Annotated in this window: 24 protein-coding genes and 1 tRNA gene; 11 read left to right on the top strand and 14 right to left on the bottom strand. The window is 71.4% G+C overall.

Annotated elements, in window-relative coordinates; all coding sequences use genetic code 11:
- Positions 1-25: 25 nt before the first annotated feature.
- On the bottom strand, positions 26-1,168 hold the full coding sequence (locus OG392_RS17110) for a protein kinase domain-containing protein (protein ID WP_443054793.1): 1,143 nt from the start codon (positions 1,166-1,168) through the stop codon (positions 26-28).
- A 277-nt stretch (positions 1,169-1,445) separates the two neighbouring features.
- On the opposite strand from OG392_RS17110, the gene OG392_RS17105 reads away from it, so the two are divergent.
- Positions 1,446-2,324, top strand: coding sequence for a glycosyltransferase family 2 protein (locus tag OG392_RS17105; protein ID WP_329280266.1), 879 nt, complete (start codon positions 1,446-1,448; stop codon positions 2,322-2,324).
- Positions 2,325-2,471: 147 nt separating this feature from the next.
- Here OG392_RS17105 and OG392_RS17100 read toward each other — a convergent pair.
- The 3 genes from OG392_RS17100 to OG392_RS17090 form a co-directional block, all read right to left on the bottom strand.
- Positions 2,472-2,545 (bottom strand) — tRNA-Pro (locus OG392_RS17100).
- A gap of 38 nt (positions 2,546-2,583) precedes the next feature.
- Complete coding sequence (locus OG392_RS17095; protein ID WP_329280264.1) at positions 2,584-3,321, bottom strand: Pr6Pr family membrane protein; 738 nt, start codon at positions 3,319-3,321, stop codon at positions 2,584-2,586.
- Between the two features lie 56 nt (positions 3,322-3,377).
- A complete protein-coding gene (locus OG392_RS17090; RefSeq protein ID WP_329280262.1) occupies positions 3,378-4,316 on the bottom strand; it encodes a metallophosphoesterase in 939 nt (312 codons plus the stop codon).
- Between the two features lie 74 nt (positions 4,317-4,390).
- Between OG392_RS17090 and OG392_RS17085 the strand changes: the two genes are divergently transcribed.
- Positions 4,391-4,855, top strand: a complete 465-nt coding sequence (locus tag OG392_RS17085; RefSeq protein WP_266893488.1) for a GatB/YqeY domain-containing protein — start codon at positions 4,391-4,393, stop codon at positions 4,853-4,855.
- Between the two features lie 197 nt (positions 4,856-5,052).
- Here OG392_RS17085 and OG392_RS17080 read toward each other — a convergent pair whose 3' ends face one another.
- Entirely contained in the window at positions 5,053-7,299 is a 2,247-nt protein-coding gene (locus OG392_RS17080) for a transglycosylase domain-containing protein (RefSeq protein WP_329280260.1), read from the bottom strand.
- Between the two features lie 556 nt (positions 7,300-7,855).
- Here OG392_RS17080 and OG392_RS17075 point away from each other — a divergent pair.
- Positions 7,856-8,200 (top strand): WhiB family transcriptional regulator, encoded by a 345-nt coding sequence (locus OG392_RS17075; RefSeq protein WP_015034550.1) that lies wholly within the window; start codon positions 7,856-7,858, stop codon positions 8,198-8,200.
- A 73-nt stretch (positions 8,201-8,273) separates the two neighbouring features.
- Here the strand turns inward: OG392_RS17075 and OG392_RS17070 are convergent, their stop codons facing one another.
- Together OG392_RS17070 and OG392_RS17065 are read right to left on the bottom strand one after the other, a co-directional pair.
- A complete protein-coding gene (locus OG392_RS17070) occupies positions 8,274-9,587 on the bottom strand; it encodes an ArsA family ATPase (protein WP_329287321.1) in 1,314 nt (437 codons plus the stop codon).
- A 122-nt stretch (positions 9,588-9,709) separates the two neighbouring features.
- The gene (locus OG392_RS17065) at positions 9,710-10,672 is read right to left on the bottom strand and encodes an ArsA family ATPase (protein ID WP_329280258.1); all 963 of its coding nucleotides are present in this window, start codon (positions 10,670-10,672) and stop codon (positions 9,710-9,712) included.
- A gap of 123 nt (positions 10,673-10,795) precedes the next feature.
- Here OG392_RS17065 and OG392_RS17060 point away from each other — a divergent pair, with 123 nt between their 5' ends.
- The 5 genes from OG392_RS17060 to OG392_RS17040 all read left to right on the top strand — a co-directional run bounded on the left by OG392_RS17060 (position 10,796) and on the right by OG392_RS17040 (position 14,345).
- A complete protein-coding gene (locus OG392_RS17060; protein ID WP_015034547.1) occupies positions 10,796-10,954 on the top strand; it encodes a DUF4177 domain-containing protein in 159 nt (52 codons plus the stop codon).
- On the top strand, positions 10,951-11,421 hold the full coding sequence (locus OG392_RS17055) for a RidA family protein (RefSeq protein ID WP_055602482.1): 471 nt from the start codon (positions 10,951-10,953) through the stop codon (positions 11,419-11,421). Before OG392_RS17060 ends, OG392_RS17055 begins: the two co-directional genes overlap by 4 nt.
- A 194-nt stretch (positions 11,422-11,615) precedes the next feature.
- Complete coding sequence (locus tag OG392_RS17050; RefSeq protein ID WP_329280255.1) at positions 11,616-12,482, top strand: NUDIX hydrolase; 867 nt, start codon at positions 11,616-11,618, stop codon at positions 12,480-12,482.
- Positions 12,479-13,309: an MBL fold metallo-hydrolase gene (locus OG392_RS17045; protein ID WP_329280253.1), complete on the top strand. Its 831-nt coding sequence runs from the start codon at positions 12,479-12,481 to the stop codon at positions 13,307-13,309. Before OG392_RS17050 ends, OG392_RS17045 begins: the two co-directional genes overlap by 4 nt.
- Before the next feature lie 151 nt (positions 13,310-13,460).
- Positions 13,461-14,345 carry a prohibitin family protein gene (locus tag OG392_RS17040; RefSeq protein ID WP_329280252.1) on the top strand — a complete coding sequence of 295 codons (885 nt, stop codon included), beginning with the start codon at positions 13,461-13,463 and terminating at the stop codon, positions 14,343-14,345.
- A gap of 107 nt (positions 14,346-14,452) precedes the next feature.
- Here OG392_RS17040 and OG392_RS17035 read toward each other — a convergent pair whose 3' ends face one another.
- On the bottom strand, positions 14,453-15,127 hold the full coding sequence (locus tag OG392_RS17035; protein ID WP_015034542.1) for a Crp/Fnr family transcriptional regulator: 675 nt from the start codon (positions 15,125-15,127) through the stop codon (positions 14,453-14,455).
- A gap of 185 nt (positions 15,128-15,312) precedes the next feature.
- On the opposite strand from OG392_RS17035, the gene nth reads away from it, so the two are divergent.
- The 3 genes from nth (at position 15,313) to OG392_RS17020 (ending at position 18,442) form a co-directional block, all read left to right on the top strand.
- Positions 15,313-16,389 (top strand): endonuclease III, encoded by a 1,077-nt coding sequence (nth, locus tag OG392_RS17030; RefSeq protein ID WP_443054792.1) that lies wholly within the window; start codon positions 15,313-15,315, stop codon positions 16,387-16,389.
- An 82-nt stretch (positions 16,390-16,471) separates the two neighbouring features.
- Positions 16,472-17,176: an NUDIX hydrolase gene (locus OG392_RS17025; protein WP_329280248.1), complete on the top strand. Its 705-nt coding sequence runs from the start codon at positions 16,472-16,474 to the stop codon at positions 17,174-17,176.
- Positions 17,177-17,242: 66 nt separating this feature from the next.
- Positions 17,243-18,442 (top strand): MarP family serine protease, encoded by a 1,200-nt coding sequence (locus OG392_RS17020; protein ID WP_329280246.1) that lies wholly within the window; start codon positions 17,243-17,245, stop codon positions 18,440-18,442.
- Between the two features lie 45 nt (positions 18,443-18,487).
- Here OG392_RS17020 and OG392_RS17015 read toward each other — a convergent pair whose 3' ends face one another.
- The 6 genes from OG392_RS17015 to OG392_RS16990 all read right to left on the bottom strand — a co-directional run bounded on the left by OG392_RS17015 (position 18,488) and on the right by OG392_RS16990 (position 26,560).
- Positions 18,488-18,685, bottom strand: a complete 198-nt coding sequence (locus OG392_RS17015; protein WP_329280244.1) for a hypothetical protein — start codon at positions 18,683-18,685, stop codon at positions 18,488-18,490.
- A 167-nt stretch (positions 18,686-18,852) separates the two neighbouring features.
- Positions 18,853-19,791 (bottom strand): alpha/beta fold hydrolase, encoded by a 939-nt coding sequence (locus OG392_RS17010; RefSeq protein WP_329280242.1) that lies wholly within the window; start codon positions 19,789-19,791, stop codon positions 18,853-18,855.
- Entirely contained in the window at positions 19,788-20,285 is a 498-nt protein-coding gene (locus tag OG392_RS17005; RefSeq protein ID WP_329280241.1) for a phage holin family protein, read from the bottom strand. Before OG392_RS17005 ends, OG392_RS17010 begins: the two co-directional genes overlap by 4 nt.
- Before the next feature lie 57 nt (positions 20,286-20,342).
- Entirely contained in the window at positions 20,343-21,740 is a 1,398-nt protein-coding gene (gene nhaA, locus OG392_RS17000; RefSeq protein ID WP_329280239.1) for a Na+/H+ antiporter NhaA, read from the bottom strand.
- Positions 21,741-21,997: 257 nt separating this feature from the next.
- Positions 21,998-23,953, bottom strand: a complete 1,956-nt coding sequence (gene acs / locus OG392_RS16995; protein WP_329280237.1) for an acetate--CoA ligase — start codon at positions 23,951-23,953, stop codon at positions 21,998-22,000.
- Between the two features lie 252 nt (positions 23,954-24,205).
- Positions 24,206-26,560 (bottom strand): bifunctional SulP family inorganic anion transporter/carbonic anhydrase, encoded by a 2,355-nt coding sequence (locus OG392_RS16990; protein ID WP_329280235.1) that lies wholly within the window; start codon positions 26,558-26,560, stop codon positions 24,206-24,208.
- Between the last annotated feature and the right edge of the window lie 267 nt (positions 26,561-26,827).

Genomic DNA, 26,827 nt, shown 5'->3' with positions numbered 1-26,827 from the left:
CCCGGGGCCGTACGGGAGCCGCGGCTCAGGAGAGCCAGGACATCCCGATGATCAGGAAGACCACGAAGGCGATGGCGCCGGCGACGGCGGCCGTCTTGCGGGGACGCCGCCGGGAGAGTTCCGCGAGCGCGCCGGTGGTGCTGCTGCTGGGCCGCTCACGGCGCCGGGAGGAGGACCCCCCGGCGGACGGCGGTCTGTGCCCCTGAGGGGGCGCGGGTCTGTGCGCCTGTGCGGGCATCGGCGCCGGTACGGGCAGGGGCGCGGCGCCGGTACGGGGCGCGGCCCCGGGTATCTGCCCGCTCCCCGGCATCTGCCCGGCTCCCGGCATCCGGCCGGTCGACGGGGCGGGCCGGCCGTAGGCGCGCCAGGCGCCGGAGGAGAACCAGTCCGCGATGGCCTGCGCCGGCGGCCGCTGCTCCGGCTGCTTGGCCAGCAGGCTCAGCAGATACGTCTCGAATTCGGGCGGCAGTGCCACCCCGAGCCGGCCGGGCGGCACCGGAGCGGTGTCGATGTGCTGGTACAGCAGGGCCGTGGCGGTGTCCGCGCGGAACGGCGGCCGGCCGGTGAGGAGTTGGTAGAGCACGCAGCCGAGCGAGTACACGTCGGAGGCGGACGAGGCGGGCTGCCCGAGGGCCCGCTCCGGGGCGAGGTAGAGCCCCGTGCCGACGATCTGGCCCGTCGTGGTGAGCGCGGCCGAGGGGTCGTCGACGAAGCGGGCGATGCCGAAGTCGGCGAGCTTCACCGTCCCGTCGGCGTCGACCAGCAGGTTCCCCGGCTTGATGTCCCGGTGCACGACACCCTGCCGGTGCGCGGCGGCGAGCCCGGCGGCGGCGTGGGCGGCGACCACGGCGACCCGCTCGGCGGACAGCACCAGCGGTTCGGAGGGACTGCCGGCGAGGCTGTCGCCCTCCACCAACTCCATGACGAGGAACAGCTTTCCGTCCCAGGTGCCGAAGTCGAAGACGCCCACCACGTGCGGGTGGCTCAGCCGCGCGGCGGTCTGCGCCTCCAGCCGGAACCGGTCGGCGGCGGAGGGGTCGGTGCCGTGCGCCAGCATCAGCTTCACGGCGACGTCCCGGCCGAGCACCTCGTCGGTGGCCTGCCACACCTCACCCATACCGCCCCGGCCGATACACACATGGAGCCGATATCGGTCCGCGACCAGCACCTGGAGACCACCCCTTCGACGATCGATCAACTTGACGGAAGGGAACCAGCGTAGAGCCGCCGGGCGACGCGCTTCGCCGCGCTCCCCCCGGTGCGTCCACCGACCCCGGTGAGGAAGCCCACGTCCGGCACCCCCACCCCGGTGATACGGGCGGGGCGATGGACGACAACCGAGGCTCGAGTGAACGGAAGGTGGCACCGGCCGGTTAGCATCGCGGACCGGAGTGCGTCCGGAAATGAGTGCCGGCGACGCCGGTGATCGTGGAACGGAGACAGTCGTGGCGCGACCTCGCGTGGGTGTGGCGGTACTGACCATGGGCACGCGCCCCGACGAGCTGCGGGCGCTGCTCGACGCCGTGGCGGCGCAGGACGAGGCCGCCACCCGGATCGTGGTCGTCGGCAACGGCACGGGAACCCTGCCGGAACTCCCCGAGGGCGTGACCGGGGTCGAACTGCCCGAGAACCGGGGCGTGTCCGGGGGCCGGAACGTCGCGATCGAGACACTGCGCGCCTTCGGCGACGTCGACGTGGTGGTGGACCTCGACGACGACGGCCTGCTCGTCGACACGGACGTCTTCCGCCGCCTGGCCGACCTGTACGAGGGGGACGACGCCCTGGGCGTCGTGTCCTTCCGCATCGCCGACGAGACGGGCGAGACACAGCGCCGCCACGTCCCGCGGCTCGGGGCGAAGGACCCGATGCGCGGCGGGGAGGTCACGACCTTCCTGGGCGGCGGCCACGGCCTGTCGATGGTGATGCTCGACGAGATCGGCGGCTGGCCGGAGGACTTCTTCTTCACGCACGAGGAGACCGACATGGCCTGGCGTGCCCTCGACGCGGGCTGGAAGGTCGTCTACGAGCCGAAACTCCTCCTCCAGCACCCGAAGACCAGCCCGGCCCGGCACGCCGTCTACTACCGGATGACCGCCCGCAACCGCGTCTGGCTCGCCAAGCGCAACCTGCCGGCCCTCCTCGTCCCCGTCTACCTGGGCGTCTGGACCCTCCTCACCCTGGCCCGCACCCGCTCCCTGCCGGGCCTCGCGTCCTGGTTCGCCGGCTTCGCGGAGGGCGTCCGCGTCTCCTGCGGCCCCCGCCACCCCATGCGCTGGTCCACGGTCCGCCGCATGACCCGCCTGGGCCGCCCGCCGGTCATCTGACCCCAGGGCCGCCGCCCACCCCACGGGTGGCGGCCCACCACCGCACCCCCGCCCCGCCCGCCTCCCGGAAGCCGCGTACCGCGTGCCCGGAAACCACTCAGGGCCCGATCCGCTGTGCGGATCGGGCCCTGAGTGGTCTTGCGGCTGTCGGGGTGGCGGGATTTGAACCCACGACCTCTTCGTCCCGAACGAAGCGCGCTGCCAAGCTGCGCTACACCCCGATGTCGCTGCTCTGTTGTTCACGTCGCGGCGACATCGATTACTTTAGCCCACGCGCGCGCTGAGGCGAAATCCGGTTTCCCGGCGGTCGCGGCGCAGGTCGGATGCGGTCCAGGGCGACGATCGCGAGGCCCAGGGCGTAGAAGCCCGTGCCGAGCACGAGCGCGTTCGTGAGGACGCCGGCGTAGCCGTGCTCGGTGACGTCGAGGAACGGGTACGTGTAGCGGGTCGGCGTGTCGTCGGATAGCAGCGCCCCGCGGGCCAGCGCGAAGGCGAGGTACAGGCCCGGGACCGCCAGCCACTGGGCGGCGTGGCGCCAGTGGAGGGCGCCTGGGGCGGTGAGGAGCAGGAAGTCCAGGGCCGTGCCGATCGGGGTCACGGTGTGGAGGAGCTGGTTCGCGACGGCCCTCGCGCCGCTGAGCCGGGCGATCGCCGCGGCCTCGTTGAACTCGCTCGCCGGGTTGTCGAGGACCAGGTGGAACACGAGGCCGACGACCGTGATGCAGAGCACCACGCCGCCGGTCCACAGGGCGGGCAGCGGGGGGCGGCCGGTCCAGGCGCGGACGGCGCCCCGGCCGAGGACGAGGGCGACCAGGATGTTGGACCAGATGGTGAAGAAGCTCAGGACGACGAGGACGTTTCCGTGGAGGCACTCGATGAGCAGCCCCGTCACCGCGGCGAGCGCGATCAGGCCGCGGAGCGCCGCGGCGTACGGCCTGCGGGTGGTGGGGAGCACGGCGGACGCCGGGACGGCGGGTCCGCGGTTCGGCGTGATCATGCCCCCACCGTAGGGGCCGCCGGAGGCCGCTGGAGGCCGTGCCCCCACCGCGGAGGTCAGGCGCGGGCCGTCAGCGTCAGCAGGGTGACCTCGGGCGGGCACGCGAAGCGGACCGGGGTGAAGCGGCTGGTGCCGCAGCCCGCGGAGACGTGGAGGTAGGACGTACGGTCGCCGACCGTGTGGGTGGAGAGGCCCTTCACCCGGTCGGTGTCCAGGTCGCAGTTGGTGACGAGCGCCCCGTAGAAGGGGATGCACAGCTGACCGCCGTGGGTGTGCCCGGCGAGGAGCAGCTCGTACCCGTCGCCGGTGAAGGCGTCGAGCGCGCGCAGGTACGGGGCGTGGACCACGCCCACCGAGAAGTCGGCCGAGTCGTCGGGGCCGCCGGCCACCCGCTCGTACCGGTCGCGCTTGATGTGCGGGTCGTCGAGGCCGGTGAACGCGAGGTCCGCCTGCGGGAGCTTGAGCCGGCCGCGGGTGTTGGTGAGGTCCACCCATCCGGCCGCGTCGAAGCCGTCCTTGATGTCCTCCCACGGGTTGTGGACGGCGCCGACGACCGGCTTGTTGCCGTTGAGCCCGTGGCGGCCCTGCGCCCTTTCGAGGAGGTAGAGGGCGGGGTTGCGGAGCCGGGGCCCGTAGTAGTCGTTGGAGCCGAAGACGTACACGCCCGGGAACTCCATCAGCGGGCCGAGCGCGTCGAGGACCTCCGGCACCGCGTCCGGGTCGGAGAGGTTGTCGCCCGTGTTGACGACGAAGTCCGGGCGGAGTCCGGCGAGGGACTGGAGCCAGGCGCGCTTCTTGCGCTGGCCTCTCACCATGTGGATGTCGGAGACCTGGAGGACCCTCAGATCCGCCATGCCGGGCGGGAGCACCGGGACCGTCACACGGCGGAGCCGGAACGAGCGGGCCTCGAAGCCCGCCGCGTAGACGATTCCCGCGGCCGCCGTGGCCGTGAGGCCTGCCGTGATCTTCAGGGGGATGCCGTACCGTGCGCGCATCCCCCCATCGTCGCAGACCCTCCGGGCGTAAATGCGCGGGCGGGTGGGGCGGCACACCTGCCACACTTGACCCCATGACCACGCTGAAGGCGAAGCTCCAGGCCGACCTCAACGCCGCGATCCGGGAGCGCGACGAACTGCGCTCCTCGACCCTGCGGCTGACCATCACCGCGATCACCAAGGAGGAGGTCGCGGGCAAGACGAAGCGCGAACTCTCCGACGACGAGGTGCAGAAGGTGATCGCCAAGGAGGCGAAGAAGCGCCGCGAGGCCGCGGACGCCTTCGCCCAGGGCGGTCGCCCGGAGTCGGCCGAGCGGGAGAAGGCGGAGGGGGTCCTCCTCGACGCGTACCTGCCGAAGCAGCTCAGCGACGAGGAGATCGACGGGATCGTCGCGGCGGCCGTCGCCGAGGCGAAGGCGGCGGGCGCCGAGGGCCCGCGTGCCATGGGCGCCGTCATGAAGATCGTGAACCCGAAGGTGGCCGGCCAGGCCGACGGCGGCCGTGTCGCCGCCTCCGTGAAGAAGCTCCTCGCGGGCTGACCTCCGGGGAGCCGGACCGGCAGCCGGGGCCTCCGTGAGGAGGCTCCTCTCGGGCCGCCCCCGGCAGCCGGAGCGGCCGCGGCCGCCGGAGCACCCGGCGGAGACGCGGCAGACGGACAGGACGGTACGAGGAAGGGCGCCCCACCGAGGTGGGGCGCCCTTCCTGTCGTCCGTGCGGAGTCGTCGCCCGAGCGGCGTCAGCGGTTCCCGCGGCCTCCGCCGCCGTGCCCGCCGCCCAGCAGGTCCGACGGGATCGTGATGGGCGGGAAGGTGTTGTTCGGGGGCTTGGTGTCACCCGGCTTGCCGTCGCCCGGCTTCGGCTTCTTGGGCTTGTTCGGGCCCTCGTCACCCTCCGCCGGGTCCTTGGGCTTCTCGGCCCGCGGTACGGAGATGGGGGCGAAGCCCGGCGTCTGGGAGGCGTTGAGCGCCCCGGTCATCGCGATCTTCCAGATGGGGCCGGGGAGGCAGCCACCGCAGACCTTGTCGTAGGTCACGCCGCCGATGGTGATGTCGTACATCGACTGCTTCTCGCCGACGTCGTCACCGACCCAGACGGCGGTGGAGAGGTTGGGGGTGTAGCCGACGAACCAGGCGTCCTTGCGGTCGTTGGTCGTACCGGTCTTGCCCGCGTTGTCGCGGTCGCTGAGGCCGGCCTTGGTACCCGTGCCGTCCTCGACGACGCCCTTCAGCATCTGGTTGATCATGTCGGCGGTGCGCTCGCTCATCGCGCGGGTGCACTTGGTGTCCGGCACGTTGAGCTTCTCGCCGTTGGCGGCCTTGACGGACTCGATGGCGATCGGGGTGCAGTGCAGACCGCGGTTGGCGAAGGTCGCGTAGACCACCGCCATGTCGAGCGGGGTGCTCTCGACACTGCCGAGGGTGACCGAGGGGCTCTGCCGGATGGGCTTGCCCAGCTCGCGCTCGTAGCCGACGTTCTTCGCCATCGTCAGCGTCTCGCACAGGCCGGCCATCTGCTCCAGCTTGGCGAAGTACGTGTTGATGGACTTGCCGAGCGCGCTGGTCATGTCGTACATGCCCTTCTCCGACTCGACCTCGTTGTTCACCTCCCAGTTCGCGTATCCCGAGGGCTTCCCGTCGCAGCGGGTGTACTCGGTCTCGCTGATGTTGATCTGCGCGGGGGTGTCGAAGCTCTGGGCCGGGCTCAGGCCCTTCTCCAGGGCCGCCGCGGCCGTGATCGGCTTGAAGGTCGAGCCGACCTGGAAGCCGTACGTCGTGCCGCCCATCTTGCTGCCGACGGCGAGGTTCAGCGTCGTCTGGTGCTGCTTCTGGTCCAGGCCGTACGGGCGGGACTGGCCCATCGAGAGGATCTTGCCGGTGCCCGGCTGGACCTGCACGACCGAAGCGGCGACCGGGTCGTCCTTGTTGATCTTCGCGATGGCGGCCTCGTTGGCGGCGGCCTGGGCGCGCGGGTCGAGCGTGGTCTTGACGGTGAGACCGCCCAGGTTCCACAGCTTGGTCCGCTCCTCGGCCGTCTTGCCGAATACCGGGTCGCTGAGGATCGTCTTGCGGACGTAGTCGCAGAAGAAGCCGGCGCCGTCGACGGCGGTGATGCAGCCGTTCTTCGGGGTCTTGACCTTCAGCTTGAGCGGAGCCGCCTTCGCCTTGTCCGCCTCGGCCTGGCTGATGTCCTTCACGTCGGCCATCCGCTGGAGGACCACGTTGCGGCGCTTGGTGGCTTCCTGGATGTCGTTGATCGGGTCGTAGCGGCTGGGCGACTGGACGAGACCGGCCATCATCGCCGCCTCACCGAGGCTCAGGTCGGCGGCGTGCTTGGAGAAGTACCGCTGGGACGCGGCCTCGATGCCGTACGCCTGCTGCCCGAAGAACGTGATGTTGAGGTAGTTCTCCAGGATCTTCTTCTTGCCCAGTTCCTCCTCGACCTGGATCGCGAACTTCAGCTCGCGGACCTTGCGGCCGATGGTCTGCTGGGTGGCCTGCGCGACCTTCTCGGGGTCGTCACCGGCCTCCTCGACGAAGACGTTCTTCACGTACTGCTGGGTCAGGGTCGACGCGCCCTGCGAGACCCCGCCCGACTGCGCGTTGCGGTTGATGGCGCGCAGCACGCCCTTGAGGTCGACCGCCCCGTGCTCGTAGAAGCGGCCGTCCTCGATCGCGACGATCGCCTTCTGCATGTACGGGGAGATCTTGTCGATCGGGACGACCGTCCGGTCCCGCGAGTACACCGTGGCGATCAGACCGCCCTCGGAGTCGAGGATCTTGGTGCGCTGACTCAGCGGCGGGGTCTTCAGGTTGGAGGGGATCTCGTCGAATCCCTCGACCGTGCCCTTCGCGGCCAGGCCCAGTGCGCCGGCCGCGGGCAGGGCGATGCCCGCCAGGACGGCTCCCGCGAGCACACTGACACCGAGGAACTTGGCGGCCTGCTGGGTCCCGGTCAGACCACCGCCGGAGCGCTGTTTTGCCATGGGGGCAGCCTAATCCGTAGTCCTGTGCGATCCGCAGGAGCGGGGGTCTCTCGGAGCGTTCGCGTACCAGACCGTGACATCCGGCGGCCGCGGGGCCGTGACGCCCGGAATCCGCAACCTGGACGCGAGGGCGCGGCGAGGTGAGGCGCCTACGTTCGCATTCGCCGGACACACGGATATGCCTTGGCCTAAGCTGCTCCCAACTGTCACAGCAGTGTGGTCTGGCATCAAGACCCGGGTGTGACTTCGGCATGAATTCCCGTGACCCCGAAACACGGGAACCTCGTGTCCGATTCCGGCTCATGCGTCACACGGTGTCCGAAGCGGCACCGTCGGAGAAGGGCGTATCCAGGCGATATGTCCGCTATCACACGCATGTCCTTCGATCACTCCCCTGGGTGATCTGACGCGCACGCATAGTCCGTTCGGGCCATCCAAGATTGGGCCCGAAGGGGGTGTTGCGCTGTGCCCACCTTCCGTAACGTCCCAACTGGCAGCGGTGAATATGCCGCTGCCGCCGTGGGGGAGCCTCGATTCGGGAGAGGACGGCGCCGGTATGGGCTGGGTAGCTGACTGGAGTGCGCAGGCGGCCTGCCGCACTACCGATCCGGATGAACTTTTCGTACAGGGAGCGGCACAGAACAGGGCAAAGGCGGTGTGCACCGGATGCCCGGTGCGGACCGAGTGCCTCGCCGACGCCCTCGACAACCGCGTGGAGTTCGGCGTGTGGGGCGGCATGACGGAGCGCGAGCGCCGCGCCCTGCTGCGCCGCAGGCCGACGGTCACCTCGTGGCGCCGGCTCCTCGAGACCGCGCGCACGGAGTACGAGCGGGGAGCGGGCCTGCTGCCCGTGGCGATCGAGGACGACGCGACGTACGAGGCGTACGCCGCGGTCGGCTAGGCCATGACGGGCCGGACCCCGACAGGGGCGGCCCTGAGGGCACGGACCGGAACAAGGGTCCGTACGACGAGGATCAACGGCCGGCCGTGAGCCGGTCGCCGATGGCCCGCAGCCCGGCGAGGTCGTGCACATCGCCGGGCAGGGCCGCCACCTCGGTCACCGCGACCTCGGGGTGAAGCGCGGTGAAGCGGTCGCGCGTGCGCTGCTCACGCGCGAGCACCCGCATGCGCTCGGCATGCAGGCGCAGAAGTCCCGCGGTGAGATGTCGTACGTCGGTGTCTTCTCCGTGCTCTGCTTGCTCTGCGTCGTCTCCAGCGGATTCCTGTGCCGGGTCGGCTGTGGGGGCAGCCTGGGGTACGGGAGATGGGGCGGTGGCGGCGGTGGCGAGGTCTGACAGCTCGGGCTCGGTGGCCGGGGAGCCACCTCGGTCAGTCTTCCCGGCGCCCTGATCCACAATGCGCCCCTCGTCAAGATTTTCCGCCGCGGCCCGCGCCCGCTCGGCCGAGAGCCGGGCGGCGGCGCTGCCGTGCACGCGGTTGAGGACGAGACCCGCCAGCGGCATCTCCTCGGCGGCCAGCCGCTCCACGAAGTAGGCGGCCTCCCGCAGCGCGTCCCGCTCCGGCGTGGCCACCACGAGGAAGGCCGTGCCCGGGGCCTGGAGCAGCTTGTACGTGGCGTCCGCGCGGGTCCGGAATCCGCCGAACATCGTGTCCATCGCCGCGACGAACGTCTGCACGTCCTTGAGGAACTGACCCCCCAGCAGCTTGCCGAGGGTCCCCGTCATCATCGACATGCCGACGTTCAGGAACTTCATCCCGGCCCGGCCGCCCACCTTCGCCGGCGCCATGAGCAGCTTGATGAACTTCCCGTCGAGGAACGACCCGAGCCGCTTGGGCGCGTCCAGGAAGTCCAGCGCGGAGCGGGACGGCGGGGTGTCCACGACGATCAGGTCCCACTCGTCGCGCGCCCTCAGCTGGCCCAGCTTCTCCATCGCCATGTACTCCTGCGTACCGGCGAATCCGGCCGAAAGAGACTGGTAGAAGGGGTTCTCCAGGATCGCCCGCGCGCGGTCGGGCTCCGCGTGCGCTTCGACGATCTCGTCGAAGGTCCGCTTCATGTCCAGCATCATGGCGTGCAGTTCGCCGCCGTCGGAGCCCTTGATGCCGTCGACCTTGCGCGGGGTGTTGTCGAGGGAGTCGATGCCCATCGACTGCGCGAGCCGGCGGGCCGGGTCGATCGTCAGGACGACGACCCTGCGGCCGCGCTCCGCCGCCCGTACGCCGAGCGCCGCCGCCGTCGTGGTCTTGCCGACCCCGCCGGCGCCGCAGCAGACGATGATGCGGGTGCCGAGGTCGTCGATCAGCGGGTCGAGCTCCAGGACGGGCACGGCGTCGAGACCGTGCGCCTCGGGAAGCGGGCCGTGCCCGTCACGAGCGCCGCGACCGTCACGCTCGTCACGACCGGCGGGGGCCGCCGACGGGGCCGTGCCGCGACCGGGGGTCTTCTCCGTCACGCGCCCACCCCTTGCTTCCGCAGTTCCTTCGCCAGCCGGTAGAGCCCCGCGATGTCCGCCCCGTCCCCCAGGAACGGGAGCTCGTACGACGGGACGCCGATGTCGTCCAGGACCGCGCGCTGCGCCCGCTCCAGTTCCACCCGCCGGGCGTGCTCGGAGGCCTGGTCGAGGAGCGGCTCGACGAGCGTCGTGGCGCCCGCCACGCCCACGGAGGCCAGCGTCCTGGCGATCGCGTCCCGGTGGTCGCCGGAGGCGGCCCGTACCGCCGCCTCGTCGAGAACGTGCGGCCTGACCATGTTCACCACGACCCGGCCCACCGGCAGTTCGGCCGCGCGGAGCTCCGCGATGCCGTCCGCGGTCTCCTGGACCGGCATCTCCTCCAGGAGGGTCACCAGGTGCACGGCGGTCTCGGGGGACTTGAGGACCCGCATGACGGCCTGCGCCTGGTTGTGTATCGGGCCGATCCTCGCCAGGCCGGCCACCTCGTCGTTGACGTTGAGGAAGCGGGTGATGCGGCCGGTGGGCGGCGCGTCCATGACCACGTGGTCGTAGGTGTGGCCGCCGTGCCTCTCGCGCCGCCGGACCGCCTCGCACGCCTTGCCGGTCAGCAGGACGTCCCGTACGCCCGGCGCTATCGTCGTCGCGAAGTCGATCGCGCCGAGCTTCTTCAGAGCCCGCCCCGCGGTGCCCAGTTTGTAGAACATCTGGAGGTAGTCGAGGAGCGCGCGCTCGGCGTCGATCGCCAGCGCGTACACCTCCCCGCCGCCCGGAGCGACGGCGATCTTGCGTTCCTCGTACGGAAGGGCCTCCGTCTCGAAGAGCTGTGCGATGCCCTGTCTGCCTTCGACCTCGACGAGAAGGGTGCGCTTGCCCTCCGTCGCGAGGGCGAGCGCGAGGGCGGCGGCGACCGTCGTCTTACCGGTACCGCCCTTGCCGCTGACGACCTGGAGCCTGCTCACGCTGTCGAGCCTAACCACTGGCGGCGTCGCCCAATCAGGAGGCCGCCCCTCAGACGCCCGCCGGGGGCGGCTCCGGGGCCGCCTCGGAGGGGGCGCCCGGCGTCAGCGGATACAGTCGGGCCCATGACCAAGTGGGAGTACGTCACGGTGCCGCTTCTGGTGCACGCGACCAAGCAGATTCTGGACACCTGGGGCGAGGACGGCTGGGAGCTCGTCCAGGTCGTGCCCGGGCCGAACAACCCCGAGCAGCTCGTGGCCTACCTGAAGCGGGCCAAGTCGTGAGCGGGGCCGTCGAGGCGAAGCTCGCCGAGCTCGGCCTGACCCTGCCCGCCGTGGTGCCGCCGCTGGCCGCCTACCAGCCGGCCGTGCAGTCGGGCGTCTACGTCTACACCTCGGGCCAGCTCCCGATGGTGGGCGGCGAGCTCCAGCTGACCGGCAAGGTCGGCGCCGAGGTCACCGCCGAGGAGGCCAAGAAGCTCGCCGCCACCTGCGCGCTGAACGCCCTCGCGGCCGTGAAGTCGGTCGCCGGAGACCTGGACCGGATCAAGCGGGTCGTGAAGGTCGTGGGCTTCGTTGCCTCGGCCTCCGACTTCACCGGGCAGCCGGGCGTCATCAACGGCGCCAGCGAGCTGCTGGGCGCGGTCCTCGGCGACAAGGGCGTGCACGCGCGCAGCGCCGTCGGCGTGGCCGTGCTGCCGCTCGACGCCCCGGTCGAGGTCGAGGTCCAGGTCGAGCTCGTCGAGGCCTGAGCCGCCGCCGCACGGCCTTCCGTACGGCACCGCCGCACGGCCTTCCGTACGACGTCGCGGTGCAGGCCTCCGTACGACACCGCGTACGGCCTCCGTACGCGTCACGGAGCCGGTTCCTCCGAGCGGGCCCGCCAGGGCCCACCCGGCGGGAACCGGCTCTCGTGCATTCAAGTACTTGCGCATAGCATCCGGCCATGTCGAATGGTCAGTGGTACCCGCCCGAGTGGCCCGACCGCATCCGCGCCCTCGCCGCCGGTGAGCTCACCCCGGTGACCCCGCGGCGCGCCGCCACCGTCCTGCTGCTGCGGGACGGGGCCGCCGGTCCCGACGTCCACATGCTGCGCCGCCGCGCCTCGATGGCCTTCGCGGGCGGTGCGTACGCCTACCCCGGCGGCGGGGTCGACCCGCGCGACGAGCACCCGGTGCGCTGGGCGGGGCCCTCTCTGGAGACCTGGGCGGACCGGCTCGGCCTCGACGACCCCGCGGAGGCGCAGGCCGTGGTCTGCGCCGCCGTGCGCGAGACGTACGAGGAGGCGGGCGTCCTGCTCGCCGGGGAGACCGGGGACGCGGTCGTCGGCGACACGACGGGCGCGGACTGGGAGCGGGACCGGGAGGCGCTCGTCGCCCGCGAGCTGTCCTTCGCCGACTTCCTGGACCGGCGCGGGCTCGTCGTCCGCTCCGACCTGCTGGGCGCGTGGGCCCGCTGGATCACGCCGGAGTTCGAGCAGCGCCGGTACGACACCTGGTTCTTCGTGGCCGCCCTGCCCACCGGGCAGCGCACCCGCAACGCCTCCACGGAGGCCGACCGGACCGTCTGGATCCGTCCGGCGGAGGCCGCGGCCGGCTACGACCGGGGCGAGCTGACGATGATGCCGCCGACGATCTCGACCCTGCGCACCCTGGAGCAGTACGGCACGGCCGCCGAGGCCCTCGCGGGGGCTCGGGAGCAGGACATGACCCCGGTGCTCGCGCAGGCGCGTCTGGACGGCGACGAGCTGGTCCTGAGCTGGCCGGGCCATGAGGAGTTCACCAAGATCATCTCGATGGGAGGCGACCGATGAGCGACGCGGCCGCCCTGCCCGGCCAGCCGCGCGGACTCGTGGCCTCCGGGCCCGCGACCGACCGCGCCGTGAACGTCCTCGCGCCGAACCCGTCCGCGATGACCCTCGACGGCACCAACACCTGGCTGCTCTCCGAGCCCGGCTCCGACCTGGCCGTCGTCGTCGACCCGGGGCCGCTCGACGAGGGCCATCTGCGTCATGTGATCGACACCGCCGAGAAGCTCGGCAAGCGGGTCGCGCTCACCCTGCTGACCCACGGCCATCCGGACCACGCCGAGGGCGCCGGGCTCTTCGCCGAGCTGACCGGGACGGCCGTACGGGCCCTCGACCCGGCGCTGCGGCTCGGCGACGAGGGGCTCGGCGCGGGGGACGTGGTGGCCATCGGCGGACTGGAGCTGCGGGTCGTCCCGACGCCCGGCCACACCTCCGACTCGCTCTCCTTCCACCTGCCGGCCGACCGGGCCGTCCTGACGGGCGACACGATCCTGGGGCGCGGGACGACGATGGTGGCGCATCCGGACGGCCGCCTCGGCGACTACCTGGACTCGCTGCGGCGGCTGCGCTCGCTCACCGTCGACGACGGGGTGCACACCGTCCTGCCGGGCCACGGACCGGTCCTGGAGGACGCGCAGGGGGCCGTGGAGTTCTATCTGGCGCACCGGGCGAACCGGCTGGCCCAGGTGGAGACGGCGGTCGAGAGCGGCCACCGGACGGCTCCGGAGGTCGTCGCCCATGTGTACGGGGACGTGGACCGGTCGCTGTGGCCCGCGGCCGAGCTGTCCGTACGGGCGCAACTGGAGTACCTCAGGGAGCGCGGCCTGGTCTGAGCGGCGGGGCGGAGCGGGCGCGGTCCGGAACCGAGCGGCGGGGCGGAGTCGGCGCGGTCCGGAACCGGGGGGACCCCCCGGCGCGTCGGTCGTCTTGACCTGTGCTTTACGCTCCGCTTACTTCTGGCCGTAGCTTTCGGGGGGAACGCCCGTGTTCGTCATCGCCATCCTGCTGGTCATAGCCGCAGTGGTGCTCTTTTTCGTCGGTCGTGCCAACGACTCCAAGGGGCTGAAATTCGGCGCCCTCGGCGCGGTCCTGGCCGGCGTGTTCTCGTTGATCGTGAGCATGACGTACGTGATCAGCGCGTACGAGGTCGGTGTGCCGGTCGCCTTCGGCAAGGTCGGCTCGCCCATGACCTCGGGCATGCACGTGAAGTCGCCGTTCACCGACGTGACGACCTTCTCGACCCGCCCGGTCGACCTCAACCTCTCCGACAAGGACATCGTCGAGGTCCGCTCCTCGCAGGGCGGTGTCATGTACGTCGAGGTCACGGTGAAGTGGGCCGTCGTCCCGAGCAAGGCCGTGGAGCTCTACAAGCTCGCGGGCACCGAGGACTCCATCCAGCAGCGCCTGGTCTACCCGGACAGCCGGGAGATCGTCCGTAACGTCTTCGCCCGCTACACCAGCGAGCAGGGCTACGCCTCCGACCGCGAGAAGATCAACGCCGAGATCGGCACCCTGATCAAGGAGCGCCTGGTCCCGCGCGGCATCGACGTGACCACGGTCAACCTGCGCAACGTGAAGCCCTCGGACGCCCTCCAGGGCCAGATCGACCGCAAGATCCAGCAGCAGCAGGCCACCGAGCGCGCCACCGAGGCCGCCCGCACGGCCAAGGCCGAGGCCGACCGCCGCCGGATCGAGGCGGAGGGCATCGCCCGCGCCAACAAGATCCTCAACGACTCGCTGACGGACCGGGTCCTGATGAACCAGTGCATCGACGCGTTCAAGGAGGCCGCGGCGAAGAACCCGATCTACACCGTGCCCTGCGCGAACGGCTCCTCGGCGCCGGTGATCGTGGACGGCTCGAAGCGCTGACGACGAGCGCGTAGCGGCGCCTTCGGGCGTACGAGAAGGGCCGCCCCGGCCTGTCCGGCCGGGGCGGCCCTTTCTCGTACGAGACGTACGCGGACGTACCCGGATGCCTACCGGGAGCGCTTCGCGAGGCGCTCCACGTCCAGCAGGATCACGGCGCGGGCCTCCAGGCGCAGCCAGCCGCGCTGGGCGAAGTCGGCGAGCGCCTTGTTGACCGTCTCGCGGGAGGCGCCGACCAGCTGGGCCAGCTCCTCCTGGGTGAGGTCGTGGACGACGTGGATGCCCTCCTCCGACTGCACGCCGAAGCGGCGCGACAGGTCGAGGAGCGCGCGGGCGACACGGCCCGGGACGTCGGAGAAGACCAGGTCGGACATCTGGTCGTTGGTCTTGCGCAGTCGGCGGGCGACGGCGCGCAGCAGCGCGGTGGCCACCTCGGGGCGGGCGTTCAGCCAGGGCTGGAGGTCGCCGTGGCCGAGGCCGAGCAGCTTGACCTCGGTCAGCGCGGTGGCGGTGGCGGTGCGCGGGCCCGGGTCGAAGAGCGACAGCTCGCCGATCAGCTCGCCGGGGCCGAGGACGGCCAGCATGTTCTCCCGGCCGTCCGGGGAGGTGCGGTGCAGCTTCACCTTGCCCTCGGTGACCACGTACAGGCGGTCGCCGGGGTCGCCCTCGTGGAAGAGCGCGTCGCCACGGGCGAGCGTCGCCTCACTCATCGAGGCGCGCAGCTCGGCAGCCTGCTCGTCATCGAGCGCCGCGAAGAGCGGGGCGCGCCGCAGAACGTCGTCCACGAGTTCTCTCCATACTGTCGACCTGCTCAGGGACCTGCGTCCCATGATGCCGGACGTACAAAACAGTGCGATCAATCACAACAAGTTTGACGTACCGAGCCACCCGTTCGAACGTCAGGGGCCCGATTGGGCGCTGATCGGCCACGCCCGGGGCGGATGTCGGTGGTGGCCCCTAGGCTGGCCGGGTGTCCAACTCGCCGGTGAGAGCGCAGGCCAAGGGGGCTGAAAGAGTGTCGGCCGAAGGTAATTCCGCCGTGGGCGAACACGGCGTGTCGAAACGTGCGAAAGCCGCAAATCGGAAGCCCGGAGGGTCCGCCGAGCCCGCGAAGCCCGCGAACCCCACGAGGGCGACCAAGGCCGCCGAGCCCGCGAAGAGCGTGAAGTCCGTGAAGAGCGTGAAAGCAGCGAAGGGCGTGAAAGCAGCGAAGCCCGCGAAGGCCGCCGCCTCCGCCGAGCCCGCCACGGCCGTGAAGCCCGCAAGGCCCGCCAAGCCGGAGTCGCGGCTCGCGATGGTCCGCCGGGCCCGCAGGATCAACCGCGAGCTCGCCGAGGTCTTCCCGTACGCCCATCCGGAGCTCGACTTCCGCAACCCCTTCGAGCTGCTCGTCGCCACAGTCCTCTCCGCACAGACCACCGACCTGCGGGTCAACCAGACGACCCCGGCCCTCTTCGCGAAGTACCCCACGCCCGAGGACCTCGCCGCCGCCGTGCCCGAGGAGGTCGAGGAGCTCATCCGTCCCACCGGCTTCTTCCGCGCCAAGACCAGGTCGATCATGGGTCTCGCCGCGGCCCTCCGGGACGACTTCGGCGGCGAGGTCCCCGGCCGCCTCGACGACCTCGTCAAGCTGCCCGGCGTCGGACGCAAGACCGCCTTCGTCGTCCTCGGCAACGCCTTCGGCGTCCCCGGCATCACCGTCGACACCCACTTCATGCGCCTCGCCAGGCGCTGGCGGTGGACCGAGTCCGACGACCCCGTGAAGATCGAGGCCGAGGTCGCCACGATCTTCCCGAAGAGCGAGTGGACGATGCTCTCGCACCGGGTGATCTTCCACGGCCGCCGCATCTGCCACGCCCGCAAGCCGGCCTGCGGCGCCTGCCCGATCACCCACCTCTGCCCGTCGTACGGCGAGGGTGAGACCGACCCGGAGAAGGCGAGGAAGCTGCTCAAGTACGAGATGGGCGGCTTCCCCGGCCAGCGGCTCGACCCGCCGCCCGGCTACCCGGGCCGCCCCGCGCCCCCACTGGGCGCGAGCGAGGGCTGAGAGCCGGTCCCCGGCCCACCCGGACCGGTTCCGGAGGGAACGAACCCGTACATCGATCGCGTTGTGAAACTCGGGGGTGCCTATGACGCGCACTGACGAAGAGATCCACGGGCCCGGCACCGGCGGGCTGCTCAGCAGGGACGGACTGCCCGACTGGCTCGGGCCCGTCGACCGTGCCGCCCGCACGGTCGAGCCCGAGCAGCTGAGCCGCTTCCTGCCGCCCGCGAGCGGCGCCGGGCGGCAGTCCGCCGTCCTCGTCCTCTTCGGCGAGGGCGACCGCGGCCCCGAGCTGCTCCTCATGGAGCGGGCCGGCAGCCTCCGCTCGCACGCCGGACAGCCCTCCTTCCCCGGCGGCGCCCTCGACCCCGAGGACGGCGAGCCGTCCGACGGCGGGCTGCTGCGCGCCGCCCTGCGCGAGGCCCAGGAGGAGACCGGGCTCGACCCGGCCGGCGTCCAGCTCTTCGCCGTCCTTCCCCAGCTCTACATCCCGGTCAGCGGCTTCGTCGTCACCCCGGTGCTCGGCTGGTGGCGGGCCCCCAGCCCCGTCGGGGTCGTCGACCCCGGCGAGACGGCCCGGGTCTTCACTGTGCCCGTGGCAGATCTCACGGATCCGGCGAACCGCGCGACCGCGGTCCACCCGAGCGGCCACCAAGGCCCCGCGTTCCTGGTCGCATCCGCTCTGGTCTGGGGTTTTACGGCCGGAGTGATCGACAGACTGCTGCACTTCTCCGGCTGGGAGCGCCCGTGGGACCGGTCCAAGCAGGTCCCGCTCGACTGGCGCTCATGACAGGCTGAACCCCGGCGGACTGGCTGATCCCCGGCGACCGGAAACGAATCTGCGAGGCAATTGACGGTGAACGTGCTGGACATCTTGTTGCTGCTCGCCGCCGTCTGGTTCGCGATCATCGGCTACCGCCAGGGATTCGTGGTCGGCATCCTGTCGGTGATCGGCTTCCTCGGTGGCGGCCTCGTCGCCGTACTGCTGCTGCCGATCCTCTGGGACCAGCTCACCGACAACAGCGAGGTCTCGACCACGGCGACGGTCGTGTTCGTGATGGTGGTCATCGTCTGCGCGTCCGTGGGCCAGGCCTTCACCACCCACCTGGGAAACAAGCTCCGCCGCCACATCACCTGGTCGCCCGCCCGTGCCCTCGACGCCACCGGCGGCGCCCTGGTCAACGTCGTCGCGATGCTGCTCGTGGCCTGGCTGATCGGCTCGGGCCTCGCCCGTACGACCATGCCCACCCTGGGCAAGGAGGTACGGAACTCCAAGGTCCTGCTCGGCGTCGAGCAGGTGATGCCCGCTCAGGCGTCCCGGTGGTTCGACGACTTCAGCTCCACCCTGGCCCGCAGCGGGTTCCCCCCGGTCTTCAGTCCCTTCGCCAACGAGCCGATCACCCCGGTCATGCCTCCCGACCCGGAGCTCGCCCAGAGCCCGGTCGCGGCCCGCGCCCAGCGCTCCATCGTGAAGGTCGTCGGCACCGCGCAGAGCTGCGGCAAGGTCCTCGAAGGCACCGGATTCGTCTTCGCCGAGCGCCGCATCATGACCAACGCCCACGTCGTCGGCGGCGTCGACGAGCCGACCGTCCAGATAGGCGGCGAGGGCAGGCTCTACGACGCCAAGGTCGTCCTCTACGACTGGCAGCGCGACATCGCCGTCCTGGACGTGCCGGACCTCAAGGCCACACCGCTGACCTTCACCGACGAGGACGCCCGCAGCGGCGACAGCGCGATCGTCGCCGGATTCCCGGAGAACGGCTCGTACGACGTGCGCTCGGCGCGTGTCCGCGGCCGTATCAACGCGGACGGGCCCGACATCTACCGCCGGGGAGAGGTGCGCAGGGACGTGTACTCGCTGTACACGACCGTCCGCCAGGGCAACTCCGGCGGCCCGCTCCTCACCGTCGACGGCGAGGTGTCCGGGGTGATCTTCGCCCGCTCCCTCGACGACGCGAACACCGGCTACGCCCTGACCGCCGACGAGATCCGCGAGGACATCGAGCTCGGCAGGACCGCGAACCAGCAGGTCGACACCCAGGCCTGCGCGCTGTGACGCCGGGGACCCCGTGAGGGGCCCCCGGCGCTGTCAGGAGTGCTGTTACGGGGTGTCGCGGGGATGCCTCAGCCTGGCCGAGACCCAGCGGGCCCGGCGGCGGAGGATGCGCGAGATCCCCACCCCCTGCGCCGCGTGCGTACCGCCCGGGTCCGGCGGTCCGGCCCCCTCGCGGGAGCCCGGCCCGGCGGCCGAGCGGCGGTTGCGTGCTGTCGTGTCACCGTAGTCGTGCGTCCAGCCCATACTTCGACGTCTGCCCGTGCCCCAAGGTCGGTAACCGCCCCGGGGCCCGCCAATTGGAGTATGCGCGAGGCACATGGCCGTTCGAAGGAAGTCTGTACGCACCGGAGCGGCCAGAGGGTCCGTCAGCGGCCGGGCTCGGGTCCGTCCGGACCCTGGCGAGGCCCGTGTCAGCGGTCGGGCTCGGGGTCCTTCAGCCAGTTGACGAGCTCCGTCGAGAAGGCCACCGGGTCCTCCTCGTGAGGGAAGTGGCCGAGCCCGTCGAAGAGCCGCCAGCGGTACGGCGCCTCCACGTACTCGCCCGATCCCGCGGCGCTGCGGGTCCGCATCACCGGGTCCAGCGAGCCGTGCAGATGCAGGGTCGGCACCCGCACCGGGCGCTTCATGCGCCGGTTGAACTGGATGCCGTCCGGGCGGGCCAGGGACCGCACCATCCAGCGGTACGGCTCGATCGAGCAGTGCGCCGTCGACGGGACCAGCATCGCCCGCCGGTAGACCTCGATCGCCTGCTCCTCGGAGGCCCGGAGGGGCTGCGGCCCCGACCAGTCCCGGATCAGCTCGCCCACCAGCGCCGCGTCGTCCGCGACGAGCCGGCGCTCCGGCAGCCACGGCCGCTGGAAGCCCCAGATGTGCGAACCGGCCCGCGACTGGGCGAAGTCGGAGAGCATCGCCGAACGCCAGCGGCGCGGGTGCGGCATCGAGGAGACCACGAGCCGGCGCACCAGCTTGGGCCGCATGACGGCAGCCGTCCAGGCGAGATAGCCACCCAGGTCGTGGCCGACGAGCGCCGCGTCCGGCTCACCCAGCGAGCGGATCACACCGGTGACGTCGAGGGCCAGGTTGGCGGGGTCGTAACCCCGGGGGGTGCGGTCGCTGCCGCCGACCCCGCGCAGGTCCATCGCGACGGCCCGGAACCCGGCCTCGGCCAGGAGGGGCAGCTGATGGCGCCAGGTCCACCAGAACTGCGGGAAACCGTGCAGGAGCAGCACCAGCGGGCCGTCACCCATCTCGGCGATGTGGAAGCGGGCGCCGTTGGCTGCCACGTCGCGATGGGTCCATGGCCCGTCGAGCCGGACGGGCCCGCCGTTGCTGCTCTCGGGGAGGGTCATACCGACGAGCGTGCCACAACGGGGGCCTTGTCCAGCGCCTTGTCCAGTGCCTTGGCGGGCTCGGGGCGCGGGTGCGGCTTGACGCTGGAGATCACCGCGGCCGTCTGCTTGGCCGAGGCGATGGACTTCTCCGGCGGCTTGACCTTCTTGAACTTGGCGTACGCGATCACGCCGAGCAGCACCGCGAGCAGTACGTTCGCCGCGAAGGAGAGCAGGAAGCACCAGACGAGGTTCCAGCCCCCGTTGCCGTTGTGCCCGCCGGTCCAGGTGTTGATGGCGTACGCGAGCGCGAAGCTCAGCATCGGCAGCGAGAACAGCAGCACGACCGCGGCCGTGATGCCGGCCGCGCTTCCGATCACACCCCGCTTGACGTCCTGCCTGATCTCGGCCTTCGCCAGGGCGAGCTCGTCGTGCACGAGTGCGGACATCTCGGCGGTCGCCGAGGCGACCAGCTGGCCGAGGCTGCGCTCGGTGCCGTCGTACGGGTCGCTCATCGCTGCTCCCTCTTCTCTTCTGCGGTCCGAGTTCTCTTCTACGCGGTCCGACTCAGATCATGCCGGACGGTCGGCCCCGTCGCGCGGTGCCCCCGCCAGTTGGGCGCGCTCACGGTGTTCCGCGGCCTTCTTCTCGTAGATCGCGGCCATCCGCAGGTGGTAGTCCGGGTTGTCCTCCTCGTAGATGTCGGGGATGCCGTCCTCGTCCTCGTCGCGCTCCTCGTCGGAGACCAGGGCCTGGTACTTCCGCACCCGCAGCTTCAGCAGGACGGAGGCGAGGACGGCCGCGATGAGCGAGCCCATGAGGACCGCGGCCTTCACCTCGTCGGTCAGGACCTCGTCCCCGGCGAAGGCGAGCTCGCCGATGAGCAGCGAGACGGTGAAGCCGATGCCGGCGAGGGCCGCGACGGCGAAGACGTCCGGCCAGGCCAGGTCGGGGTTGAGCTCCGCACGGGTGAAGCGGGCGGCGAGCCAGGTGCCGCCGAAGATGCCGACCGCCTTGCCGACGACGAGGCCCAGGACGACGCCGAGGGTGACGGGCTGGGTGAAGACGTCGTGGATCGCGCCGCCGGAGATGCTCACGCCGGCCGAGAAGAGGGCGAACAGCGGGACGGCGAGGCCGGCCGAGATCGGGCGGACGAGGTGTTCGATGCGCTCGCCGGGGGAGTGCTTCTCGCCCTCCCGGGTGGTGCAGCGCAGCATCAGGCCCATGGCGACACCGGCGATGGTGGCGTGGACGCCGCTGTTGTACATCAGCCCCCAGATGACCAGGGCCAGCGGGACGTACACGTACCAGCCGCGGACCTCCTTGCGGAGCAGCAGCCAGAAGACGAACAGTCCGGCGAAGGCGCCCCCGAGCGCGGCGAAGTTCAGGTCGCTGGTGAAGAAGACCGCGATGATCAGGATCGCGAAGAGGTCGTCGACGACGGCGAGGGTGAGCAGGAAGGCGCGCAGCGCGGAGGGCAGCGAGGTGCCGATCACGGCGAGGACGGCGAGCGCGAAGGCGATGTCGGTGGCGGTGGGGACGGCCCAGCCGTCCATCGAGCCGTTGCCGAGGGTGTTGACCAGGGCGTAGACGAGGGCGGGCACGGCCATGCCGCAGAGGGCGGCGATGACGGGCAGGGCGGCGGCCTTGGGGTCGCGGAGTTCGCCCGCGACGAGTTCGCGCTTGAGCTCGATGCCGGCGACGAAGAAGAAGATCGCGAGGAGGCCGTCGGCGGCCCAGTGCTGGATCGACAGGTCGAGGCCGAGGGCGGCGGGGCCTATGTGGAAGTCGCTGACGGTCTCGTAGCTGGCGCTCAGCGGCGTGTTGGCCCAGACGAGGGCGACCACGGCGGCGAGGAGGAGCAGGACACCGCCGACGGTCTCGGTGCGCAGGGCGTCGGTGAGGTGCTGGCGCTCGGGCAGGGGGAGACGGCCGAGGAACTTGCGGTCGGTGGGTGCGGGCGCGGCCACGTGGGGAAAACCTCCGGTCGGGTGGGCAGGACTGAGCACATGCCGACCAGACTTCCCGGCGCACCTAGGTTTTCTTGTCGCGTCGTTGACGCGGTCCTTACCTTACCTAACGAGCGGGGGTGTGTCCGGCGAGATTTACTTTAGGGATATTTGCTGCTTTCGTCCCTTCGGAGAAGGGCAAGCGAGACGCCCGCCCCCACTGGCTCGGGGCGGGCGTCTCCTGTCGTACGGGCGGGTGTCCCGTCGTACGGCCGGGCTCAGTCCTCGCTGGACGCGGCCGGCAGCTGGGTCTGGATGAGCGACATGACCGAGGAGTCGGTCAGCGTCGTGACGTCGCCCAGCTCGCGGTTCTCCGCCACGTCGCGCAGCAGACGGCGCATGATCTTGCCCGAGCGGGTCTTGGGCAGCTCCGCCACCGGCAGGACGCGCTTAGGCTTGGCGATCGGGCCGAGGGTCGCGCCGACGTGGTTGCGGAGCTCGGCCACCAGGTTCTCGTCCTCGCTGGCCGTTCCGCGCAGGATGACGAACGCGACGATCGCCTGACCGGTGGTCTCGTCGGCGGCGCCGACGACGGCCGCCTCGGCGACGGCCGGGTGCGAGACCAGGGCCGACTCGACCTCGGTGGTCGAGATGTTGTGGCCCGAGACGAGCATGACGTCGTCGACCCGGCCGAGCAGCCAGATGTCGCCGTCCTCGTCCTTCTTGGCCCCGTCGCCGGCGAAGTACTTGCCCTCGAAGCGGGACCAGTACGTGTCGATGTAGCGCTGGTCGTCGCCCCAGATGGTGCGGAGCATCGACGGCCACGGCTCGGTGAGGACCAGGTAGCCACCGCCGCCGTTCGGCACCTCGTTGGCCTCGTCGTCGACGACGGTCGCGGCGATGCCCGGCAGCGGGCGCTGGGCGGAGCCCGGCTTGGTCTCGGTGACGCCCGGCAGCGGCGAGATCATCATCGCGCCGGTCTCGGTCTGCCACCAGGTGTCCACGATCGGGGTCTTGCCCGCGCCGATGTGCTCGCGGTACCAGACCCAGGCCTCGGGGTTGATCGGCTCGCCGACCGAGCCCAGCACCCGGAGGCTGGACAGGTCGAACTTGGCGGGGATGTCGTCGCCCCACTTCATGAACGTGCGGATCGCGGTCGGCGCCGTGTAGAGGATCGTGACGCCGTACTTCTGCACGATCTCCCAGAACCGTCCCTGGTGCGGGGTGTCCGGGGTGCCCTCGTACATGACCTGCGTCGCGCCGTTGGCCAGCGGGCCGTAGACGATGTACGAGTGCCCGGTGACCCAGCCGATGTCGGCGGTGCACCAGTAGACGTCGGTCTCCGGCTTGAGGTCGAAGACGGCGTGGTGGGTGTAGGCGGCCTGGGTGAGGTAGCCGCCGGAGGTGTGCAGGATGCCCTTCGGCTTCCCCGTGGTGCCGGAGGTGTAGAGGATGAAGAGCGGGTGCTCCGCCTCGAAGGCCTCCGGGGTGTGCTCGGCGGACTGGCGGGCGACGATGTCGTCCCACCAGACGTCGCGGCCCTCGGTGAACGCGGTCTCCTGGCCCGTTCGGCGGACCACGAGGACGTGCTCGACCTGCGGGCACTTGGCGACGGCCTCGTCGATGGCCGGCTTGAGGGCGCTCGGCTTGCCGCGGCGGTAGCCGCCGTCGGCGGTGACGACCAGCTTGGCGTCGGCGTCCTGGATGCGGGAGGCCACGGCGTCGGCCGAGAAGCCGCCGAAGACCACCGAGTGGGCGGCGCCGACGCGGGCGCAGGCCAGCATCGTGACGGCCGCCTCGGGGATCATCGGCAGGTAGACGGCGACGCGGTCGCCCTTGCGGACACCCAGCTCGGTCAGGGCGTTGGCCGCCCTGGAGACCTCGTCCTTGAGTTCGGCGTAGGTGATCGCGCGGCTGTCGCCCGGCTCGCCCTCGAAGTGGATGGCGACGCGGTCGCCATGGCCGGCCTCGACGTGCCGGTCGACGCAGTTGTACGCCACGTTCAGCTCGCCGTCCGCGAACCACTTGGCGAACGGCGGGTTCGACCAGTCGAGGGTCTCGGTCGGCTCGGTGGCCCAGGTCAGGCGCTTGGCCTGCTCGGCCCAGAAGCCCAGCCTGTCCGCCTTGGCCTGCTCGTACGCCTCCGCCGTCACGTTGGCGTGCGCGGCCAGCTCGGCGGGCGGCGAAAATCGACGCTCTTCCCGAAGCAGATTGGCCAGGCTTTCGTTGCTCACGACATCTCCCTTTCCCAGGGCGTCCTCTGTGCGTATGTGTCCCGCGTCATAGCTCATCAGTCGGAGGCCCGGGTGACAAGAGCATCCAGGCAATTGGTTTAGACCTGTGAGGCGTACGGCGTGCGGGGGCCCCTCCTCCCGAGCGGTGGGAGAAGGGGCCACACAGTCTCACGGACGGCGGGAGCGGAAGGTTCAGGGCGCGCTGCCCTTCCCCTGATCAGGACGGGCCGTCCCTGTCCGCCCCGTAGGGAGTCAGGACGCCCTCGCCGCCTCCAGCGGCTCCGTCGGCATGACCTGGGTGAAGACGTCGTCGTACGAGTGCACCTCGTCCGTCCCGGAGAGGAGGTACGCCTGTGCCTCGCCCACGTGGAAGTACACCCCGTGCAGTGAGAGCGTGCCCTCCGCGAGCCGTCGCGCCACCGGCTCGTACGCCCGCAGGTGCTCCAGCTGCTGGACCACGTTGGTCAGGCAGAGCTGCTCGACCGCGTCCGCCGGAAGCCGCCCGGAGATCCGGGCCCAGGCGTGTCTCCGGCTCTCCATCCGCTCCAGGCTGGGCCGGCCGTGGCGCAGCCAGCGGCGGAGGGGGGTCGGCGGGTCGTCCGGCCCGGCGTTGAGCAGGGCCTGCATCGCGCCGCAGCCGGAATGACCGCAGACGGTGATCGACTCGACCCGCAGCACGTCCACCGCGTACTCGATCGCCGCCGCCACCGAGTCGTCCCCGCTCTCCTCGCCGGGGAGCGGGACGAGGTTCCCCACGTTCCGCACGGTGAAGAGGTCGCCGGGACCGCTCGACGTGATCATGCTGGTGACGAGACGGGAGTCGGCGCAGGTCAGGAAGAGCTGCGACGGCGTCTGGCCCTCCCGGGCGAGCCGCGCCAGCTCGTCCCGGACCAGCGGGGCCGTGTTCCGCTGGAACTTGCCGATGCCGCTGGCCAGCTTCAGACCGGTCGTACGAGGGGTCTCCACGGTCTCGTCGGGCCGCTCGTCCGGCTGCTCGCCGCACTGGTGGTTGTGCCAGGGCGTCCAGGGCCGGCAGCAGGTGTGCGCGGCGGCGGCCGAGGGGGTGGGATCGGCGATCCTCGTCCCGGCGGGGCCGGTCGTCTCGACCGTCCCGCCGTGGGCGAGGTGCCCCGCGGTCCAGTCGCTGAGCGCCTCGTAGGCGGCGTGGTCCATGAAGGAGCCGTCGAGCTCGACCACCACGTCGGAGCCGTGCGGCAGTTGGTGCAGGGCGCGGCTCAGCCGGGGCACGGCGAGGAAGGTCAGCTGGCCCCGGACGTGCAGCAGGTGGCGCCCGTCCCGCTCCTCGCGGGTGATCCGGGTCCGGGCGAGCCGGTGCAGGGCGACCGCGATGGCCACGCCGATGCCGAGGGCGACGCCCTCCAGGATGCCGATGAGGACGACGCCGGACAGCGTCACCGCGTAGACCACGACCTCGCGGTGCCGGGTGACCGTACGGATGTGGGTGATGCTGACCATCTGGATGCCGACCACCATGACCAGGGCGGCGAGCGCGGGCAGCGGGATCAGGTCGAGCACGGGCACCAGCAGCAGGGCCGCGAGCACGATCCACAGGCCGTGGAGCATCGTGGAGGCGCGGCTCACCGCGCCCGCCGAGACGTTGGCGACGCTGCGGACCGCGACGCCGGCGACCGGCAGGCCGCCGAGTGCTCCGGAGATCAGGTTGGCGGCGCCCTGACCGGCGAGTTCGCGGTCGAGCGCGGAGCGCGGGACACCCCGGCCGCCGTCCGGGCGGGCGGCGACCAGCTTGTCGACCGCGACGGCGGACAGCAGCGACTGCACGCTGGTGACCAGAGTGATCGTCAGCACCCCGGCGGCGATGCCGAGCACCGGGCCCTCGGGCAGACCGGGCAGGGCGTGGCTGCTCCAGGAGGGCAGGTCGACGCGCGGGACGGCGAGCCCGGCGAACGTCGCCACCGCCGTCGCCCCGATCACCGCGACGAGCGCGGCCGGGACCTTGCGCACGAGCTGTCCGGTCCGGCCGGGCAGCCGGGGCCAGCACAGCAGCACGGCCACGGTGAGGGCGCTGATGCCGAGTGCCGCCGGATGGATGTGAGCCAACTGGGCGGGCAGGCCCTGGACGTTGCCGACGGCGGAGCTCTGCGGGGTGGCGCCGAGGACGATGTGGAGCTGGGCCAGGGCGATGGTGACGCCGATGCCGGCGAGCATGCCGTGCACGATCGCGGGCGAGACGGCGAGCGCCGAACGGGCCACCCGGAGTGCGGACAGCCCGAGTTGGGCGAGCCCGGCGAGCACGGTGATGGCGCAGGTGGTGCGCCAGCCGTACAGCTGGATGAGCTCGGCGGTCACCACGGTGAGGCCGGCGGCGGGGCCGCTGACCTGGAGCGGGGAGCCGCCGAACCGGCCGGCGACCAGGCCGCCGACGGCGGCGGCGACCAGACCGGACTGGAGCGGGGCTCCGGTGGCGAGCGCGATGCCGAGCGAGAGCGGCAGCGCGATCAGGAAGACGGCGACGGACGCCGAGAGATCGGCGCCGGCGACACGGAAGCGGCGTGGCGGCCCCGGCGGACTGTGGGGCCGCTGGACGCGGGGCCTGTTGGTGGTGCGGTCAGGGGTGCAGAGGGTCATTCCCGTCTCCTCCGGGGCGGCGCGGTCGCGGTTCGTGGGTGACGAACGTGGGGGCTCGCGGCCGTGGGTCACGGCGTGCAGCGGCGGGATGCAGTGCGGCGGCAAGGCGGGATCCCGGCCAGGGCGAGGATCAACGCTCGGTAAATGGATCGTAATGGAGAGTAAAGTCTCCGGCATTATTTTCGGGGCAAACGGTGCAAAGATTCACCGGTTCCGGTGAAGGGCGAGCGGATTGCCGCTTGTCGTTTCATCACTTCGGCTGTCGCG

This window comes from Streptomyces sp. NBC_00691, assembly GCF_036226665.1.
In the GTDB taxonomy this organism is placed as follows: domain Bacteria; phylum Actinomycetota; class Actinomycetes; order Streptomycetales; family Streptomycetaceae; genus Streptomyces.
The sequence above is the reverse complement of the archived record's forward strand: the minus strand, read 5'-3'. Positions and strand labels throughout refer to the sequence as shown.

Coding starts and splice junctions, on each gene's coding strand:
- OG392_RS17095 (WP_329280264.1), bottom strand. CDS start 3,321: ATGATCACGCCGAACCGCGGACCCGCCGTCCCGGCGTCCGCCGTGCTC.
- OG392_RS17090 (WP_329280262.1), bottom strand. CDS start 4,316: ATGCGCGCACGGTACGGCATCCCCCTGAAGATCACGGCAGGCCTCACG.
- OG392_RS17085 (WP_266893488.1), top strand. CDS start 4,391: ATGACCACGCTGAAGGCGAAGCTCCAGGCCGACCTCAACGCCGCGATC.
- OG392_RS17080 (WP_329280260.1), bottom strand. CDS start 7,299: ATGGCAAAACAGCGCTCCGGCGGTGGTCTGACCGGGACCCAGCAGGCC.
- OG392_RS17075 (WP_015034550.1), top strand. CDS start 7,856: ATGGGCTGGGTAGCTGACTGGAGTGCGCAGGCGGCCTGCCGCACTACC.
- OG392_RS17060 (WP_015034547.1), top strand. CDS start 10,796: ATGACCAAGTGGGAGTACGTCACGGTGCCGCTTCTGGTGCACGCGACC.
- OG392_RS17050 (WP_329280255.1), top strand. CDS start 11,616: ATGTCGAATGGTCAGTGGTACCCGCCCGAGTGGCCCGACCGCATCCGC.
- OG392_RS17045 (WP_329280253.1), top strand. CDS start 12,479: ATGAGCGACGCGGCCGCCCTGCCCGGCCAGCCGCGCGGACTCGTGGCC.
- OG392_RS17025 (WP_329280248.1), top strand. CDS start 16,472: ATGACGCGCACTGACGAAGAGATCCACGGGCCCGGCACCGGCGGGCTG.
- OG392_RS17015 (WP_329280244.1), bottom strand. CDS start 18,685: ATGGGCTGGACGCACGACTACGGTGACACGACAGCACGCAACCGCCGC.
- OG392_RS17010 (WP_329280242.1), bottom strand. CDS start 19,791: ATGACCCTCCCCGAGAGCAGCAACGGCGGGCCCGTCCGGCTCGACGGG.
- OG392_RS17005 (WP_329280241.1), bottom strand. CDS start 20,285: ATGAGCGACCCGTACGACGGCACCGAGCGCAGCCTCGGCCAGCTGGTC.
- OG392_RS16990 (WP_329280235.1), bottom strand. CDS start 26,560: ATGACCCTCTGCACCCCTGACCGCACCACCAACAGGCCCCGCGTCCAG.